Source organism: Aquabacter sediminis (genome assembly GCF_028863665.1).
GTDB lineage: Bacteria > Pseudomonadota > Alphaproteobacteria > Rhizobiales > Xanthobacteraceae > L1I39.
This window is the reverse complement of the sequence record NZ_JARBFX010000010.1, coordinates 39,212-54,465: the sequence shown is the minus strand read 5'-3', so window position 1 is coordinate 54,465 and position 15,254 is coordinate 39,212. Positions and strand designations below refer to the sequence as shown.

At 67.5% G+C, this 15,254-nt stretch carries 10 protein-coding genes; 4 read left to right on the top strand and 6 right to left on the bottom strand.

Annotated features, from left to right (window positions below; genetic code table 11):
- Nucleotides 1–291: 291 nt before the first annotated feature.
- Nucleotides 292–999: a type 1 glutamine amidotransferase gene (locus PV781_RS19020; protein ID WP_274777208.1), complete on the top strand. Its 708-nt coding sequence runs from the start codon at nucleotides 292–294 to the stop codon at nucleotides 997–999.
- Between the two features lie 211 nt (nucleotides 1,000–1,210).
- Nucleotides 1,211–2,008: an outer membrane protein gene (locus tag PV781_RS19015; RefSeq protein WP_274777207.1), complete on the top strand. Its 798-nt coding sequence runs from the start codon at nucleotides 1,211–1,213 to the stop codon at nucleotides 2,006–2,008.
- 196 nt (nucleotides 2,009–2,204) lie between these two features.
- On the opposite strand, the gene PV781_RS19010 is transcribed toward PV781_RS19015, so the two are convergent.
- Together PV781_RS19010 and murI are read right to left on the bottom strand one after the other, a co-directional pair.
- Nucleotides 2,205–3,452, bottom strand: coding sequence for a lytic murein transglycosylase (locus tag PV781_RS19010; protein ID WP_425532427.1), 1,248 nt, complete (start codon nucleotides 3,450–3,452; stop codon nucleotides 2,205–2,207).
- Nucleotides 3,449–4,318: a glutamate racemase gene (gene murI / locus PV781_RS19005; RefSeq protein ID WP_274777206.1), complete on the bottom strand. Its 870-nt coding sequence runs from the start codon at nucleotides 4,316–4,318 to the stop codon at nucleotides 3,449–3,451. The genes PV781_RS19010 and murI overlap by 4 nt, the downstream gene beginning before the upstream one ends.
- Nucleotides 4,319–4,402: 84 nt before the next feature.
- On the opposite strand from murI, the gene PV781_RS19000 reads away from it, so the two are divergent.
- Nucleotides 4,403–5,881: a hypothetical protein gene (locus PV781_RS19000; RefSeq protein ID WP_274777205.1), complete on the top strand. Its 1,479-nt coding sequence runs from the start codon at nucleotides 4,403–4,405 to the stop codon at nucleotides 5,879–5,881.
- Here PV781_RS19000 and PV781_RS18995 read toward each other — a convergent pair.
- Together PV781_RS18995 and PV781_RS18990 are read right to left on the bottom strand one after the other, a co-directional pair.
- Nucleotides 5,835–6,995: a glycosyltransferase family 2 protein gene (locus PV781_RS18995; protein WP_274777204.1), complete on the bottom strand. Its 1,161-nt coding sequence runs from the start codon at nucleotides 6,993–6,995 to the stop codon at nucleotides 5,835–5,837. The two genes, PV781_RS19000 and PV781_RS18995, sit on opposite strands and share 47 nt — an antisense overlap.
- A gap of 99 nt (nucleotides 6,996–7,094) precedes the next feature.
- Nucleotides 7,095–7,415, bottom strand: a complete 321-nt coding sequence (locus PV781_RS18990) for a 2Fe-2S iron-sulfur cluster-binding protein (protein ID WP_274777203.1) — start codon at nucleotides 7,413–7,415, stop codon at nucleotides 7,095–7,097.
- Nucleotides 7,416–7,681: 266 nt separating this feature from the next.
- Here PV781_RS18990 and PV781_RS18985 point away from each other — a divergent pair, with 266 nt between their 5' ends.
- Entirely contained in the window at nucleotides 7,682–12,958 is a 5,277-nt protein-coding gene (locus PV781_RS18985) for an apolipoprotein A-IV repeat region-like domain-containing protein (RefSeq protein ID WP_274777202.1), read from the top strand.
- Nucleotides 12,959–13,691: 733 nt separating this feature from the next.
- Here PV781_RS18985 and PV781_RS18980 read toward each other — a convergent pair.
- Both PV781_RS18980 and PV781_RS18975 read right to left on the bottom strand, forming a co-directional pair.
- Nucleotides 13,692–14,264 carry an ABC-type transport auxiliary lipoprotein family protein gene (locus PV781_RS18980; protein WP_274777201.1) on the bottom strand — a complete coding sequence of 191 codons (573 nt, stop codon included), beginning with the start codon at nucleotides 14,262–14,264 and terminating at the stop codon, nucleotides 13,692–13,694.
- A gap of 62 nt (nucleotides 14,265–14,326) precedes the next feature.
- Nucleotides 14,327–15,247, bottom strand: coding sequence for an MlaD family protein (locus PV781_RS18975; protein ID WP_274777200.1), 921 nt, complete (start codon nucleotides 15,245–15,247; stop codon nucleotides 14,327–14,329).
- Between the last annotated feature and the right edge of the window lie 7 nt (nucleotides 15,248–15,254).

The following is a 15,254-nucleotide window of genomic DNA, read 5'->3' as shown; positions in this document are numbered from 1 at the left end:
CCTTTTGCGTTCTTAAGGATTGGATCGCGCCCCTCCTCTGCGGCCATCCGGCCGCCGACAGGTCATCCCGGCGAGCTGCCAGGATGTCCACGGGTGCAAAGTCCAAACGTCTACCCCGCCGGTCGAAGAAATCGGCCAGCGAGGAGCCGGCTTCTATTCGCGTGCGCCGGGCTTGTCAATGTGCGCGGCCGTCCTGCCGCGGCTTCGTCGGCCGAAATTGAATGATAGTAAAATTTGTTTCTCACGAATGCGGTCACTGATAGACTGTAGGCCATAGACCGGAGACCACCCATGAAGTTTCTCGTCCTCCAGCATGCCGCGTCAGAACATCCCGGCAGCCTGCGCGACCTCATGCACGCGGACGGCTTTACGTGGGACGCTGTGGAGCTGGATGAAGGAGAGACCATCCCCGACGTGTCCGGCTACGATGCCCTTCTGGTGCTGGGCGGCCCTATGGATGTGTGGGAGGAAGACCTCCACCCTTGGCTCGCCACGGAAAAGAGGGTCATCCGGGACTGGGTCACGGCGGGCCGGCCTTTCCTCGGCATCTGCCTCGGCCACCAATTGCTGGCGGAGGCGATGGGGGGCGAGGTCGGCAGGATGGCTGAGCCGGAAGTGGGCGTCTGCCAGGTCGCGCTCACCGCCGAGGGCGCAGCCTCGCCGCTTTTTGCCGGATTTCCGCAGGCTTTCCCGACCCTTCAATGGCATGGGGCTGCGGTGCTCAAGGCGCCGGCTGAGGCGACCGTCCTCGCCCATAATTTCCATTGCGCCATCCAGGCCATGCAGATCGGCCGCCGCGCCTTCGGCATTCAGTACCATGTGGAGCTGATCGACACGACAGTGTCGGACTGGGGCGCGATCCCCGAATATCGGTGCGCGCTCGAATCCATTACCGGCCCTGGTGGCCAGGCGCGCCTAGAGGCGGCAGCAGCCGAAAATATGGAGCAGTTCCGGGCCAGCGCCGCGCGTCTTTATGCAAATTTTCGGGCGACCCTCTAATAAAGGCTAAGATTTCGACCCGCTCGCCCTGCTGCAACTTATGGACGCGGCCAAAGAGTGACTATCCGAAGAGTCGTCTGACGGTTTTATAATACCGTCATTTTGGCAGCGATTGGCGCCGTCAACAAGTGATATTTGAATTCCCCTTGACGCTTGCCCACCGCTCTGCGTGAAGATCCGCCTGGGTCTGGATGATCTGCCGGGGGGCAAGATGAAGCGTTTGAGCGTTGTGGCACTCGCCTTGATGGGGGCGGGGACATCCTCTCTTGCCGCGGACCTGGCCACCAAGGCCCCTCCTCCCGCCCCGGCCGCAGTGCCAGCGGCATCGGGCTCTTGGCAGGGCTTCTATCTGGGCGGCGCTGCGGGTGCGGCCTTCGACGGTTCGAGCGTCCAGCCGGTCCTGGGCGGCGATTTCCTCGTCTTCCAACCGGTACAGCGAAAGCAGCAATATGAGGTGCCGTTGGGCGGCGCAGGCACCGTTTTCACGGGCGGCGTCTATGGCGGCTATAACTGGCAGTTCAACAGCATGGTGGTCGGCATCGAAGCCGACATGAACTATGCGGACCGCAAGGTGAGGGGCACCTCGGTGCAACCTTCGCTGGCCGACCCCTCCGTCACCCTCACGCGCGTTTACGGTACCGGCGGCACGTGGTTCGGCACCGTGCGCGGCCGTCTTGGATGGACGTTCGACAAGGCCCTCATCTATGCCACGGGCGGCCTTGCCTATGGCCAGAATGGTGCCGGCTATTATGCGGGCGGCAATGGCTACAATTGGCTGGGCAAGGACAGCGGCGTCAGATGGGGCTGGACCCTCGGGGGTGGCGCCGAATATCGCCTGGATCAACACTGGTCGGTGCGCGCGGAATATCTTTACGTGTCGTTCGACGGTGCCAATTTTGCGCTTCCGTTGGTGCCTTCGAAGCCCTTTGTCGACACGGACTTCACGATGACCGGCACTGCCGAGTTCAACTTCAGTGTCCTGCGGGGTGGCCTCACCTACGCGTTTTAACTCCGCACGTTTTGACCCCGCACGTTTTGAGCCGGCCCGCGCGGACCCGGCCGGGCCAGAGGGCGCGGCCGGTCATCAGCTCCTAAAGCATGCGCCGATCAGCCTGCACCGCAGGCTGATCGGATCACGCATTCTCTATCAATAAGTTAGAGGGCGATTCACCGATCAGATTGATTCAATCTGATCGGATCGCGCTCTACCCGCCGCGCAGGGCCGTGAGTACCTTCAGGCCGGGATAGCCGTCGGCCGGCGTGATGCCCGCCTGTTCCTGGAAGGCGCGAACCGCGCGCATGGTCTCGGGACCGATGCGCCCATCGGTTCCCCCCGTGGGGAAACCACGGGCCGTCAGGCGGGTCTGGATCTCCTGCAATTCGACGAGCGTCATGGTCCGCTCGCCGCCCGGCCAGGGCGTGACGAAAGGCCCCTCCCCCATGATCCGGTCGCCCAAGTGGCACACCGCAAGGGCATAGCTGGACGAGGGATTATAGGAGCGCACCGCATAGAAATTGTGGAGCAGAAGCAAGGCCGGGCCGCCGGGGCCGCCGGGCAGCCACATGCGCGCCCGCTCGTCATAGGTGGCGATGGAGCGTCCATCCACGAGGGTCACGCCCTGCTCCGCCCAGGCAGACAGGGGGCGCCAGGTCTTGTTGTCGGCAAGGTCCGCATTGAAGCTGGCGGGCACGCGCGCTTCGAACCCCCAGGGCTCTCCGGCCCTGTACTTGCCGCGCTTCACCAGATAGTTGGCGGTGCCGGCCAGGGCGTCGTCAGGCTTGCCGAACGGCGAGATGCGCCCATTGCCATCGAAATCCACGCCCATATTGAGCCAGACCTCGGGCATCCACTGCGTGTGGCCCATGGCACCGGCCCATGACCCCACCATTTCCTGGGGCGTGCCCCAGCCGCGCTGGACGATGACCAGGGCGTTGAGAAGCTCGGTCTCCCAGTATTTCCGCCGCCGGGGCTCGCCCCAGGCGAGGGCAGACAGGGAATTGAACACCGGCTTCATGTGGCGGGGGTTTTCGACGACCTGCCCGAAGGCCGATTCCATGCCCCAATAGCCGAGCATGATCCGCCGATCGACGCCGAAGGTCTCCTCAATGCGTCCGAACAGGGCCGCATATTCGCGGGCCTTCTGCTGGCCGGTGGAGATGCGCCAGTCGGAGACGCGGCGGTTGAGATACTGCCAGACCTCCTCCTGGAACTCCGGCTGCGCCTTGTCGGCGGCATAGACGCTGGTGTCGGGCGTCACCTGCGCAAAGACCCGCGTATAGACCTCGTCGCTGATGCCGCGGGCGCGGGCACGGGCGCGAAACTTTTCGACCCACACTTTGAATGGCTGCGCTGCAGTCTGAGCGAACACTCCCGTGGGCACCGCAGCACCAAGCGCGAGCCCGCCAAGGCCCGCCAGGACCGTTCGCCGATTGAAAGCCTGCCGATGAGTCAAGAAGCCTCCGCAAGAGGTTGGGGGAGCGTTTCAGCCGGGCTGACAGGCCGGCCGATGAGAGCCTGAATGGCCGCCGCATCGAGCGGGGCGCCGGTGGACAGGAGCCGCACGGGATGGACCGGGCCCGCCTGATGCGCTTCGCCCACCAGCGACATGACGCGGCGGGCAATGGCGGGGGCCGGGTCCACCCAGGTGACAGGCCAAGGCGCGACCTTCGCGAGGCGGTCGGCGACCAGGGGATAATGGGTGCAGGCGAGCACCACCGTATCGGTGCGGCCTTTCTCGCCCTCGACAAAGCAGGGAGCGATCTCGGCGCGCAGGTCCTCGTCGTCCACCGGGATGCCGTGGAGGATGGATTCCACCAGGCCCGCCAGGTTCTCGCTCGGCACGAGGCTCACGGCGCAGGACGATGCGAATTCCCGGATCAGCGCCGCCGTATAGTCGCGCCGCACCGTGCCCGGGGTCGCCAGCACGCTGATCTGCTTGGTATGGGAGAGCGCGCATGCAGGCTTGATGGCCGGAACGGTGCCCACGAACGGGATGGCATGACGCGCCCGGAGGGCGGGAAGCACTGCGGTCGAGGCCGTGCCGCAGGCGATGACTACGAGGTCCGGCCGAACGTCGGCGATGAGCGCATCCATGACATCGCACACCCGCGCCACCAGCGGGGCCTCGCCCAGGCTTCCATAGGGGAAGGCAGCATCATCCGCCGCATAGGTGAAGCGCGCGTCGGGCCGAAGCCGCGCCACCTCGCGGAACACGGACAGGCCACCCAGGCCCGAATCGAAGACGAGGATGGAGGGCGAAGCGAGGGCGGTGGTCGGCACAGGCGTCAGGTTTCCAACCGAAACGATGAGATTGCCCATGGTATATCCTCACGAGGCCCGGCAATATTGTGTCGAGGGTTGGGTAAAGGAAGAATGAGCAGCGAGGCGGGGCCCGATCCGGACATGTCTGTCCTGCCAAGCTTGGCAACGGACGGGAGCGCAGTTCTGCCGCCGCTCGCGCCGTCGCCCCCGGCCGATCCCTTGGTCGGCCCGGGCGCAACTGCCCTCACGGGGCACGCGGCGCCCCTGCCCCATCCCGCAATAGCCGGTCTGGCGCGCGCAGCCGTCCTCTGCGTCGCGGCCCTCCTCTTTGCCGCTCCGGCGGTCTGGAACCGCTTTCCCTTTCTTTTCTGGGACACAGGCGGCTATCTGGAGGCGGGCATCCACCATGCCATCGTGCCGGGCAGGTCCATTGTCTACGGCGTGCTGTTGTCGGTGGGTCGCTGGCCCGATTTCTGGCCAGTGGTGGCCCTGCAATGCCTTTTGACAGCGTGGATGATCGCACTTCTCTTCCGGGTGCAGGGTTTCGGCGAACGGCGCATGGCCTATCTGGCCACCTGTGCCGCGTTGGCGGCCTTCACCGCCCTGCCCTTCGTGGCCGGTGAATTGATGCCCGACATCTTCGCCGCGCTGGCGCCGCTCGGCCTATACCTCCTGCTCGCCCGGCGACGCGACCTGAGGGCCTGGGAAATGGCGGTGCTTGTGGCCGTCCTGGTCTTTGCCGGTGGCGCGCACGGCTCGGTGATGGCCACGCTGTTGGTGCTGTTTGGCCTGGCCTTCTTCGCCGCCCGCACCTCGCCGCGCCTTCGCGCCATGCTGCGCCTGCGTCTGCCTGCGCTCACGCTGGTGGCCGCGCTGCTGGTAACGCCGAGCCTGAACCTGGTGCTGGCGGGGCGCTTCGTGCCCACCCCCGGCGCCATGGCCTTCGTGTTCGGGCGCCTCCTGCAAGACGGGATCATCGACCGCTACCTGCTGGAACACTGCCCCGATCCAACGCAGCCCCTCTGCTACTACCGCGAGGAGCTACCCAGCACCGCCGATGACTTCCTATGGGACAATGACGACGTCTTCGTCGCGCTCGGCGGGATGGAACGCGGCATCCCGGCCATGCGCGACGCGGTGGTCGGTGCCCTTCTCGCCTTCCCGATGGACAATCTCGCCCTGGCCGCCAGGGCCTTCGCCCGGCAATTGGTGACGCTGGAAACCGGCGACAGCCTTTACAACTACCTCACCGACAGCACGGACGCGATCACTGCGCTCGTGCCCTCGGCCGCCCCCGCCATGACGAGGGCATGGCAGCAGGCATGGCCGGGCCTCGATTTCACCCGCGTGAATCAGGTCCAGGTGCCGCTTGCCTTGGTCGCCACTGGCCTGCTCGTCCTCGCTGCGGCGTGGAGCTGGGCCAAGGGCCGTCGGCAGGCTGCGCTGCTGTGCTTCAGCGTGCTCGCCATTCTGCTGGTAAATGCCGCCGTGTGCGGCATTCTCTCCAATCCGGTGAACCGCTATCAAGCCCGGGTGGCGTGGCTCGCCATCCCGGCGCTGGTGATTGCCGGGCTCAGCGCTTCAGCGGCATCTCGACCACGCTGGCCAGGAAGGCCGTGAAGGCGAGCTGGATCGCGCTAGCAAGTCCCGTCAGGCCCAGGATGAGCACGCGCATCACGCGGCCATATTGCAGGTCGCCGAAGCCCGTACCGGCCCAGCTGGCAAAGGCCCAGATGGTGAAGCCGAGCCCCACCAGCGCCAACACCAGCGCCGCGCGCAGCACCCGCTCCAGGCTGAAGGCGTGCAGCACCCGCTCCAGATTGTCGGAGGCGGGCAGGAAGCCCAGCAGTGCCCCATACCGTCGCGCCACCACGGAAAAGGAGAGCGCCTGCACCCCCACAAGCAGCGTCATGGCCGCCACCAGATAGGTGTGAATGTCGAGCTTGAGATGGGAGCCCAGATGCACCGGCCCGGGGAACAGCGCCACCATGCCGATGAGGCCGAGCGCGATCAGAGCAAGGCCGGGATAGAAGAACAGGAAGCGCGGCGAATAGACCAGCAGGAAGCGCAGGTGCCGCCAGCCATCGCGCCAGGTCTTCAGGTGCGGTGGACGCGAGCGGCCGTCCTTCTTCAAGGTGGTCGGCACTTCCGCGATGGTCAGGCCGGCGAGGGAGGCGCGCACCACCATCTCGCTGGCGAACTCCATGCCCGAGGTCTCCAGCCGCAGCCGGCGCACCGCCTCGGTGTTGAAGCCGCGCAGGCCGCAATGGAAATCGCCGACCTTGATGCGGAAAAAGAGCCGCCCCAGGAAAGAGAGGACGGGATTGCCCAGGTACTTGTGCAGGAAAGGCATGGCGCCAGGCTCAATGCCGCCCTGGAAACGGTTGCCCATGACGATGTCGGCCCCGGCCCGAAGGCGGGTCACGAAGGCATCGAGATTGGAGAAGTCATAGGAATCGTCGGCATCGCCCATGATGATGTAGCGGCCACGGGCCGCCGCGATGCCACCCTTCAGCGCCGCGCCATAGCCGCGCTCAGGCACCGGCACCACCCGTGCGCCGCCCGCCGTGGCGATGGCCTGTGAGCCGTCGGTGGAGCCGTTATCGGCAATGAGCACCTCGCCCACCACGCCGGAGCGCCGGAGATAGGCCTGGGCCTTCTCCACGCAGACAGCCAGCGTCTCCGCCTCGTTGAGGCATGGCATGAGGATGGTCAGCTCAACCTGATCAGACACGAACGCCCCTCCAACCCGCATCGGCCTCGCGAAAGGACGCGCCCCGCGCTCCAGCCCCCCGGAAAAACGCCGCGCGCCACCCGCGCCCGGCCACCGTGCCTAACCCTGCCGCTCCGGCGTATGCAGCACCAGCCCGTCGAGCTTCGACGCGAGAACGATCTGGCACGACAGTCGCGAGGAAGGGCGCACGTCGGACGCGAAGTCCAGCATGTCTTCCTCCATGGGGCCCGGCTCGCCTACCGCCGCCTGCCATGCTTCGTCCACATAGACGTGGCACGTGGCGCAGGCACAGGCTCCCCCGCACTCCGCATCGATGCCGGGAACCTGGTTGCGGATGGCCGCTTCCATGGCAGTGGCGCCTTCGGGCGCTTCCACCGTGCGCGAGCCGCCGTCGAAGGCAATGAATGTGACGCGAGGCATCTGGCTTGGATTCCGTCCCTCTTTCCGGCCGCTATAGCTGCATTGCGGCATCTAGGCCAGAGGCAGCCCACGCCCGCGTTAACGATAACTTCACATGCCCTCCTGGCAGCAGTTCCCAACCGCAACCGGAAAAAGTTAAGATGCGGTAAGGTAAATGCCACCTTAACCGACGGTTGTCCTCCGCCGGTGCGGGCTTCGGTACACACCAATTCCAAGACGGGCCAGCTCCACTGCACGTGGTGTGGGCGATAAAGGCGACGGCGACCATGAAGAACCCGAAGAAGATCCAGGATCCTACGGAGGCCGCCCTCTCGGCGATCCAGGAGGCTCTGACCCTTCAGGTGGATCAGCCCGAAACTCCGCCGGCGGAGGCGCGTGCGCCGGCCGCACCGGCCCAGCGCGAGGCCCGCCCGGCCGGGCGCCGCCCCCGCGTGGACGTTGGGGACCGCCGCGCCGCCAATGACGACCGCCAGACGGTTGGCCAATTGCTGGCGCAGCTTCAGCGGCGCTCCTCGCCGGCCCCCTATTGGTGGGCCCTGGCCATTTCCGCACTCTGGGTGGCCTTCGGCGTCTCCTATGCGGTCGCCACCCATCGGGCGGCCTTCGCCGGCCTGAGCGGCATCGACGCGCTGATGGCCTCGCCCGCGCTCCTGACCATCATCGCCGGCATCATCGTTCCCCCCATCGCCTTCTTCGGCCTCGCCGCCATGGTGCGCCGCTCGCGCGACCTGCAAATGGTCGCCCGCTCCATGACGGAAGTGGCGCTGCGCCTCGCCCAGCCTGAAAACCTTGGCACCGACGCAGTGGTGTCCGTGGGCCAGGCCGTGCGCCGGGAAGTGGCGGCCATGGGCGAGGGCCTCGACCGCGCCATCTCCCGCGCCGCCGAACTGGAAACTGTGGTGCGCAACGAGGTGTCCATCCTTGAGCGCGCCTATGAGGACAATGAGGTCCGCATCCGCAACCTGATCGGCGAGTTGCAGGCCGAGCGCCAGAACATCCTCATCCACACCGAGCGCCTGCGCGAAGGCATCATGGATGCGGAAACGCTGCTCTCCAGCGAAGTGCGCGACGCCGCCGACCGGGTGCAGGGCAATGTGGTGGCCGCCGTCGAGCGCGTGAACGACGTGTTCGGCCAGAAGGGCCAGGAAATGAGCGAAGCCCTCGCCCGTGTCGGCGAGAGCGTCATCGACAGCTTCAATGCCAAGGGCAACGAGCTGATCGACCGCCTTCAGGCCACCGCCGCCACGCTGAGCGAGGAAATGGCCGTCTCCGGGGACAAGCTGGCGGACACGCTGAAGTCCCGCTCCGAAGAGGTCAGCGCCAGCCTGCTCTCGTCCAGCACCGAGGTTTCCATCCTCGTTTCGCGCTGGAGCGAGGAGGTCCGCTCGGGTCTCGAAGACACCCGCGCCACCATCACCGAGGCGCTGGACACCAACGCCGTCCGCATCACCGAGGACTTCGCGCTGCGCGCCGAAGACGTGAACAGCGTGTTCCGCGCCACCGGCGAGAATGTGGTGATGGAATTCTCCAGCCGCGGCGGCGACCTCGTGCGCAAGATCGAGGAGACCGGCACCCGCGTCGCCGAGACCATCACGCTGCATGGCGGCGACCTGGCCGATCGCATCGAGATCGCCGGCAACCGCATCCACGACGCCGTGGCCATCCATGGCGACACCCTCCAGGAGCGCCTGGCCGAGACCGGCGAGCGCATCACCGAAGCCCTGGAGCGCTCCGGCGTCCAGGTGGCCACCTCCCTGGTCCAGAAGGGCGACGAGATCGCCGAGGCCCTCGCCGCCACCGGCAACGACATGACCGAGCGCCTCGGCGCCATCGGCGCGGACGTGACCGATGCCATCGGCGAGCGCGGCGCCCGCGTGACCGACGCCTTCGCGGAGACCGCCGACGCGCTGGTGTCTTCCGTCACCACCAAGGGCGACGCCATCAAGGAGATGCTCACCGCCCGCCTGCGCGCTCTGGAAGAGACCATCACCGTGCATGGCGGCGAGCTGGCCGATCGCATCGGCCAGGACACCCTGCTGATGGCGCAGGCCGTGCAGGAGGGCGTGCGGACCTTCGACACCACCCTGCGCACCAATGCCCCGGCCCTGGTGGATGGCCTCGCCGAGCAGGTCACCGTGCTCACCGAGACCCTCAACTCCACCGTCACGGGCCTCGACGAGCGCCTCGGCGCCGCGACGCACGCCGTCTCCACCACGGTGGAAGGCCGCCTCGACCGCTTCGAGCAGACCTTCGAGGAACGCGCCCAGTCCCTCACCGACAACCTGTCCACCGCCACCGGCGCCGTCCGCCAGACGCTGGAGGACCAGTTCGGCCAGCTGGAGGACACCCTCGGCACCCGGGGTCGTGCGCTCACGGAAGGCCTCGCCGGCGCCACGCAAACGCTGGCCACCACGCTGGATACCCGTCTCGGCCAGTTCGAGCAGACCATTGGCCGGCGCACCCATGCCCTGACCGCCAGCCTTGCCTCCACCACCGAGGCTCTGGCCACCACGCTCGACGAGCGCCTCAGCACCTTCGAGGAGACGCTGGAGCAGAAGACGCTCCGCCTCACCGAGGGCCTCACCGCGACCACGCAGACCATTTCCACCACGCTCGACGAGAGCCTCGGCACCTTCGAGCGCACGGTTGGGGCGCGCACCGCCTCCCTCACCCAGGGCCTGGCGGCCAGCGCCGATGCCATCGCTGCGACGGTGGAAGGCAGCCTCGGCCAGTTCGAGGAAACCCTCGGCCGCCGTGCCGAGGCGCTCGCGGACGGCCTTGCGGGCTCCAGCGAGGCCATCGCCTCGGTGCTCGACACCCGCATCGCGCAGATCGAGGATAGCCTCGACCAGCGCACCCGTCGCCTCAACACCGGCCTCGCCACTTCGGCGCAGACCCTGGCCACCGCGGTGGATTCCAGCATCGACCGCCTGGCGGAGACGCTCGACAGCAAGACCGCGACGCTCGGCGACGGCCTCGCCGCCTCGGCTGATGCCATCGCGGCCACGCTCGACGGCAGCATCGGGCGCCTGACGGAAGCCCTCGACACCAAGACCGCAACCCTCAGCGACGGCCTCGCCGCCTCGGCCGATGCCATCGCGGCCACACTCGACGGCAGCATCGGCCGTCTGACGGAAGCCCTCGACACCAAGACCGCAACCCTCGGCGACGGCCTCGCCGCGTCCGCAGACGCCATCGCGGCCACCTTGGACGGCAGCCTCGGCCGCATCGAGCAGACCCTCGATGAGAAGACCCGGACCTTGTCCGACGGCCTGTCCGCCGCCACCCAGAGCGTCGCGCTCACCCTGGACGAGCGCATCGGCGGGTTCGAGACCACCATCGACCAGCGCACCAAGGGCCTCACCGACGGCCTCAACCTGACGGCGGAGCTGATCGCCGCCACGCTGGAAGACCGGATCTCGCGGGTGGAGCAGGCCATCGACAGCCGCGCCCAGTCCCTCACCGAGAACCTGGCCGTGCGCTCGGCGGAAATCGGCGAGGTGCTCTCCACCGGCACCCAGTCCACCACCGAGGCCCTGGAGCGCTCGGTCGCGACCCTCGACGAGTTCTTCTCGGTGCGCACCCGCGCCATCGGCGAGGTGCTCTCCGAGCGGGCCGAGTTCGTGGGACGCGGCATCGGCAGCCGGGCCCAGGAGGTCGCCTCCATGCTCGACAGCCGTGTCGCCCGCATCGAGGAGATCGTGACCGGCCGACTGGACGGTGTTGCCACCGCCCTTGAAGTGCGCGGCAATGCCCTGGCCGAGACCCTCGGCACCAAGCTGGGTGGCATTTCCAACCGCATCAAGAGGGATGCGGCCCAGGCCGAGGCGACCCTCACCCAGATGGCCGACACGGTGGGCACCACCCTCACCACCCGCGTCGATGGCGTGTCGCAGACGCTGGGCACCCGCATGACCGAGTTTGCGGACCTGATCGAAGGCAAGAACGGCGTCTTCCTCGCCGCCATCGAGCAGGCGAGCCAGAAGGCGGCCGCCGACATGGCTGCCACGTCCAGCTCCCTCAAGGGCGACGTGGAGGCCATCGTCACTCGCCTCGACGCCGCCAACTCCACCTTCCAGGACACGATCACCCACGTGGTCGGCTCGCTCTCCCAGTTCGAGGAGCGCTATGCCACGCAGGTGCGCTCCATCCAGGAGAGCGTCTCCAACCTGGACGGCGCCGCCACCGGCGCCGTGGGCGAACTGGGCAATCAGGTCTCGGCCCTGCGCGGCGTCACCGACGGCACGCTCACCGAGATTGCGGCGCTCACCCAGCGCTTCGAGGCGCAGAGCAGCGCGGTGCTGGACGCCTCCAAGGCCCTGGCGGACACCCACGCCCATGTGGATGCCACCCTCTCCAGCCGCAAGGAAGCCATCGAGCAGCTCTCTGGCGCGCTGACCACCCGCATCGCCGAAATGGACGAGCGCCTGCGCGCCCTCCACGCTTCTCTTGAGACCTCGCTCACTCAGGCCCGCAGCCAGGCCGGCGAGATCGCGGAGACCGTGAACGGCTCGGCCGCTTCCACCGTCAAGGCCATGGAGGCCCAGATGGAAGTGGCGCGCAACGCCTCGGAGACGGAACGCACCCTCCTCACCGCCGCGCTCAAGACCACCTATGACGAGGCACTGGGCGACGTGAACCGGCTGTTCGAGGAAACCGGCCGCCGCTTCACCGACGTCGCCCGCGAGCTGAAGGGCGCCGCCACCGACGTGCAGCAGGCCATCGAGCTGGCCCGCGAGGAGATGAAGAAGGGCATTCTCGAACTGCCCGCCGAGACCGAGGCCAGCGCGGCCACCATGCGCCGCGCCGTGGCCGAGCAGATCAAGGCTCTGGCGGAACTCAACGAGATCGTTGCCCGCAACGGCCAGTCGGTGGACGTCTCGGCCCCCGCCGGCCGCGTCATCTCCCGCGAACCTGCCCGGACGGTGGAGCGTCCCGCCCCCACCCCCGTGCGCCGTCCGGAGCCCGTGGCCCCGGTGGCACCGGTGGAGGCCCGCAAGGTGGTCGCCCCTGCCCGCCCGGCGGCGGAGCGTGCCCCCGAGCCCGTCCGCACCGCCCCCCCGGCCCGTGAGGCCGAAGGCGGCAAGGACGGCTGGCTCTCGGAACTGCTTGCCCGCGCGTCCGGCGACCTCGCCGAGGCGGAAAGCGAGAAGCAGCAGCGTCCGGCGCCCCAGCCCGTGCGCGCCCGCCCGCCCCAGCACACCATCGAGTCGCTGGACTCCCTCTCGGTGGACATCGCGCGCATGATCGATCACCACGCCGCGGTGGACCTGTGGGAGCGCTACAAGCGCGGGGAGCGCAACGTCTTCACCCGCCGGCTCTACACCATGCAGGGGCAGGCAACTTTCGAGGAACTGCGCCGCAAGTACCGCACCGATGAAGAGTTCCGTGACACCGTCGATCACTATCTCGACGAATTTGACCGCCTGCTCGACCAGGTTTCCGAAGATGACAAGTCCAACGTCCTGACCAAGACCTACCTGACCTCCGACACGGGCAAGGTCTATACCATGCTCGCCCACGCGGCAGGCCGGTTCGAATGAACCCATAACACCCAAGAGCGATACAGACTTGCAAGGGCGGGGGAGACCTCGCCCTTCTTCTTTTTTGGAGAGCCCGGTGCGAGGATGGCCGCCCGGAGCAGCTTAAGGACCCGTCTTGGAAGCGCGGGATTTCAACCGCGGTAGGGGCGGGAGCCCGACGCCAGAGGTCTTCCCCCGGCGTTGCGCACGGGCTGCCATGCAGGTCGAGACAGGCAAGGAGCGGCGGCCGGCCGCGGCGTGCCGAATCTGAGGTCGCCCACTGCCCATCCGCGGTCGGCCGGGCGCATTCCCCAGTAAAGTGAAAGCTGGGTCGCAGGTAGGACTGTGTCTCATCAAAGGGAGAAGGGACCGGGCTTCACCCCGCCTTGCCCCGGTTCACAAAAACTCCGTCATGCCGAGAGACGATGTCTCGCGGCATGCGCACGCCTCGTCCGCCGAGGAATGCCGGGCAGCCTTCAGGTGGCGGGAAAACGTCCTTGGGCCGCCGCTTGCCCTCCAAGCGCTGACAGACCCGTTCAGGAGGCCATGGCAGATGCAGGCCATCTCCAGGGTGCGCGCACCATGAGGGCTTGGGGGCCGGGCCGTCGCGGGACGATCGGGCAAAGAGGCTGTTTCCCCCCGCCGGCGGTCCAGTGGAGATGAAGGTCGGTCGCGGGGCGGCTCCCGGAGAGCGGCGGCGCCTGAAACCGGAGGGCGGGCGGCAGCCTCGCCCAGCCGTCGTCCAAGCTGGCGGTCAGAAGCGCGGCGCCGCCCAGCGGACCATGTCGATGAGCACCTGGTCGGATGCCTCGTCCAGCGCCTGTGCCACCGCCGGACCGGTAACGGAGGAAATCGGCACCCGGGCGCTGAAGATTCGGGCGGCAACGATGCGTCCGGCCTGATTGTCGATGACCTTGGCGGAGATTTCCACCACCGCCTGGGCGCCCGACGGCTCGATGCGCACGCCGAAGGTGCGGATGTCCATGTTGAGCTGGTAGTCGCCCGAAATGCCGTCGCCGGGGCGCGCCACGCGGGAGAGACGGCTGCCATTCTCGAACGCCTGGATGGTCCGCGCCTGGAGCAGAGGCGGCAGGCGGTCGGCCCACTGGGCGTCGGAGAGATAGCTGATCTGGCCAGGGGCCGGCTCCACCAGGATCTTCTCGGTGTCGAGCGCCGCCAGTGCCGTGGGCATGACCACCACCAGCTGCCCGCTTCCGCCGCCCTTGGCGGTGAACTGGGTGGGCGCAGAGAGATCGAAGGTGGGGATCGGGTTTGACGCACAGGCGGCAAGGCCCGTCACCGCCAGAGCGACCGTCACTGCGCGCACGACAGACCACAGGCTCGCGGATAGAGGCACGGTTTCAGCCCTCGACTCTCTTAACATGCTCCTCACCGCCTATATTCGGGTACGGAGCTGCCGCCAAATATGAACTGACGTGGATTGCGCTCGAAATTGCGGAAGACACGCTCGATGTCGGACAAGGTCCGCCGGCCGTCCACCGCCAGAGCCTCGAACTGCCGCAGGCCGGGGCCGGTGAACTTCTCCACCTGGGTGGCGATCTCTTCCGTACGGGTGTCCAGATTGTTGGCGAGGCGGCGCACGGAGGCGGCAGCCTCGGATACCTGGTTGACCATGCCATCCGGATCGCCCGCCGCCCGCTTCAGGTCCGCGAGCACGGCGTCGGCCTTCGTCGCCAATTCCTGCACCTGGCCGGCAATCTCGTTGGACCGCTGCATCAGCGAGCCCACATCCTCCGAATGATCGGACAGGGCCTTGGAGAAGGTCTCGATATTGGCGACGATGGCGGCGATCTTGTCCGGGTCCACCGCCTCCAGGATCTTGTTGGCGCGACCCGCCACGTCCTGCACGGTGTTGATGAGGCCGGCCATGCCGGCGCCACCGTCCGCATCAATGCGCGGATAGCCGTTGGGGCCAATGGGCAGGGGCTTGGCGTCGGCGGCGCCGCCGCGGATGGACACCGCAACGATGCCGGTCAGGCCCTGCGTCTCCAGCCCGGCGCGGGCGTCCGCGAGAATCGGCACATCCGGCCGCACGCCCACCCGCACCAGCACCTCGTTGGGCTTGCCGGGCACGAGGCCCAGCATGGTCACCTGGCCGATGGGAATGCCATTGAACAGCACGTTGTTGCCCTGGCGCAGGCCGGCAACCGAGCCGTTATAGACGATTTCGTACAGCGCCCGCTCGTCGCTCACCTGGGGACGCGCGAACCAATAGACGAAGCCGAACGCCGCCCCGATCACGAGCAGCGTGAAGGCGCCGATGATGGTGTAGTTGGCCCTGGTCTCCATGCCTATT

Excerpts from the sequence above, each read along its gene's own strand:
- PV781_RS19015 (WP_274777207.1), top strand. The coding sequence starts at position 1,211 with ATGAAGCGTTTGAGCGTTGTGGCACTCGCCTTGATGGGGGCGGGGACA.
- PV781_RS19000 (WP_274777205.1), top strand. The coding sequence starts at position 4,403 with ATGTCTGTCCTGCCAAGCTTGGCAACGGACGGGAGCGCAGTTCTGCCG.
- PV781_RS19020 (WP_274777208.1), top strand. The coding sequence starts at position 292 with ATGAAGTTTCTCGTCCTCCAGCATGCCGCGTCAGAACATCCCGGCAGC.
- PV781_RS18990 (WP_274777203.1), bottom strand. The coding sequence starts at position 7,415 with ATGCCTCGCGTCACATTCATTGCCTTCGACGGCGGCTCGCGCACGGTG.
- PV781_RS18985 (WP_274777202.1), top strand. The coding sequence starts at position 7,682 with ATGAAGAACCCGAAGAAGATCCAGGATCCTACGGAGGCCGCCCTCTCG.
- murI (WP_274777206.1), bottom strand. The coding sequence starts at position 4,318 with ATGGGCAATCTCATCGTTTCGGTTGGAAACCTGACGCCTGTGCCGACC.
- PV781_RS18975 (WP_274777200.1), bottom strand. The coding sequence starts at position 15,247 with ATGGAGACCAGGGCCAACTACACCATCATCGGCGCCTTCACGCTGCTC.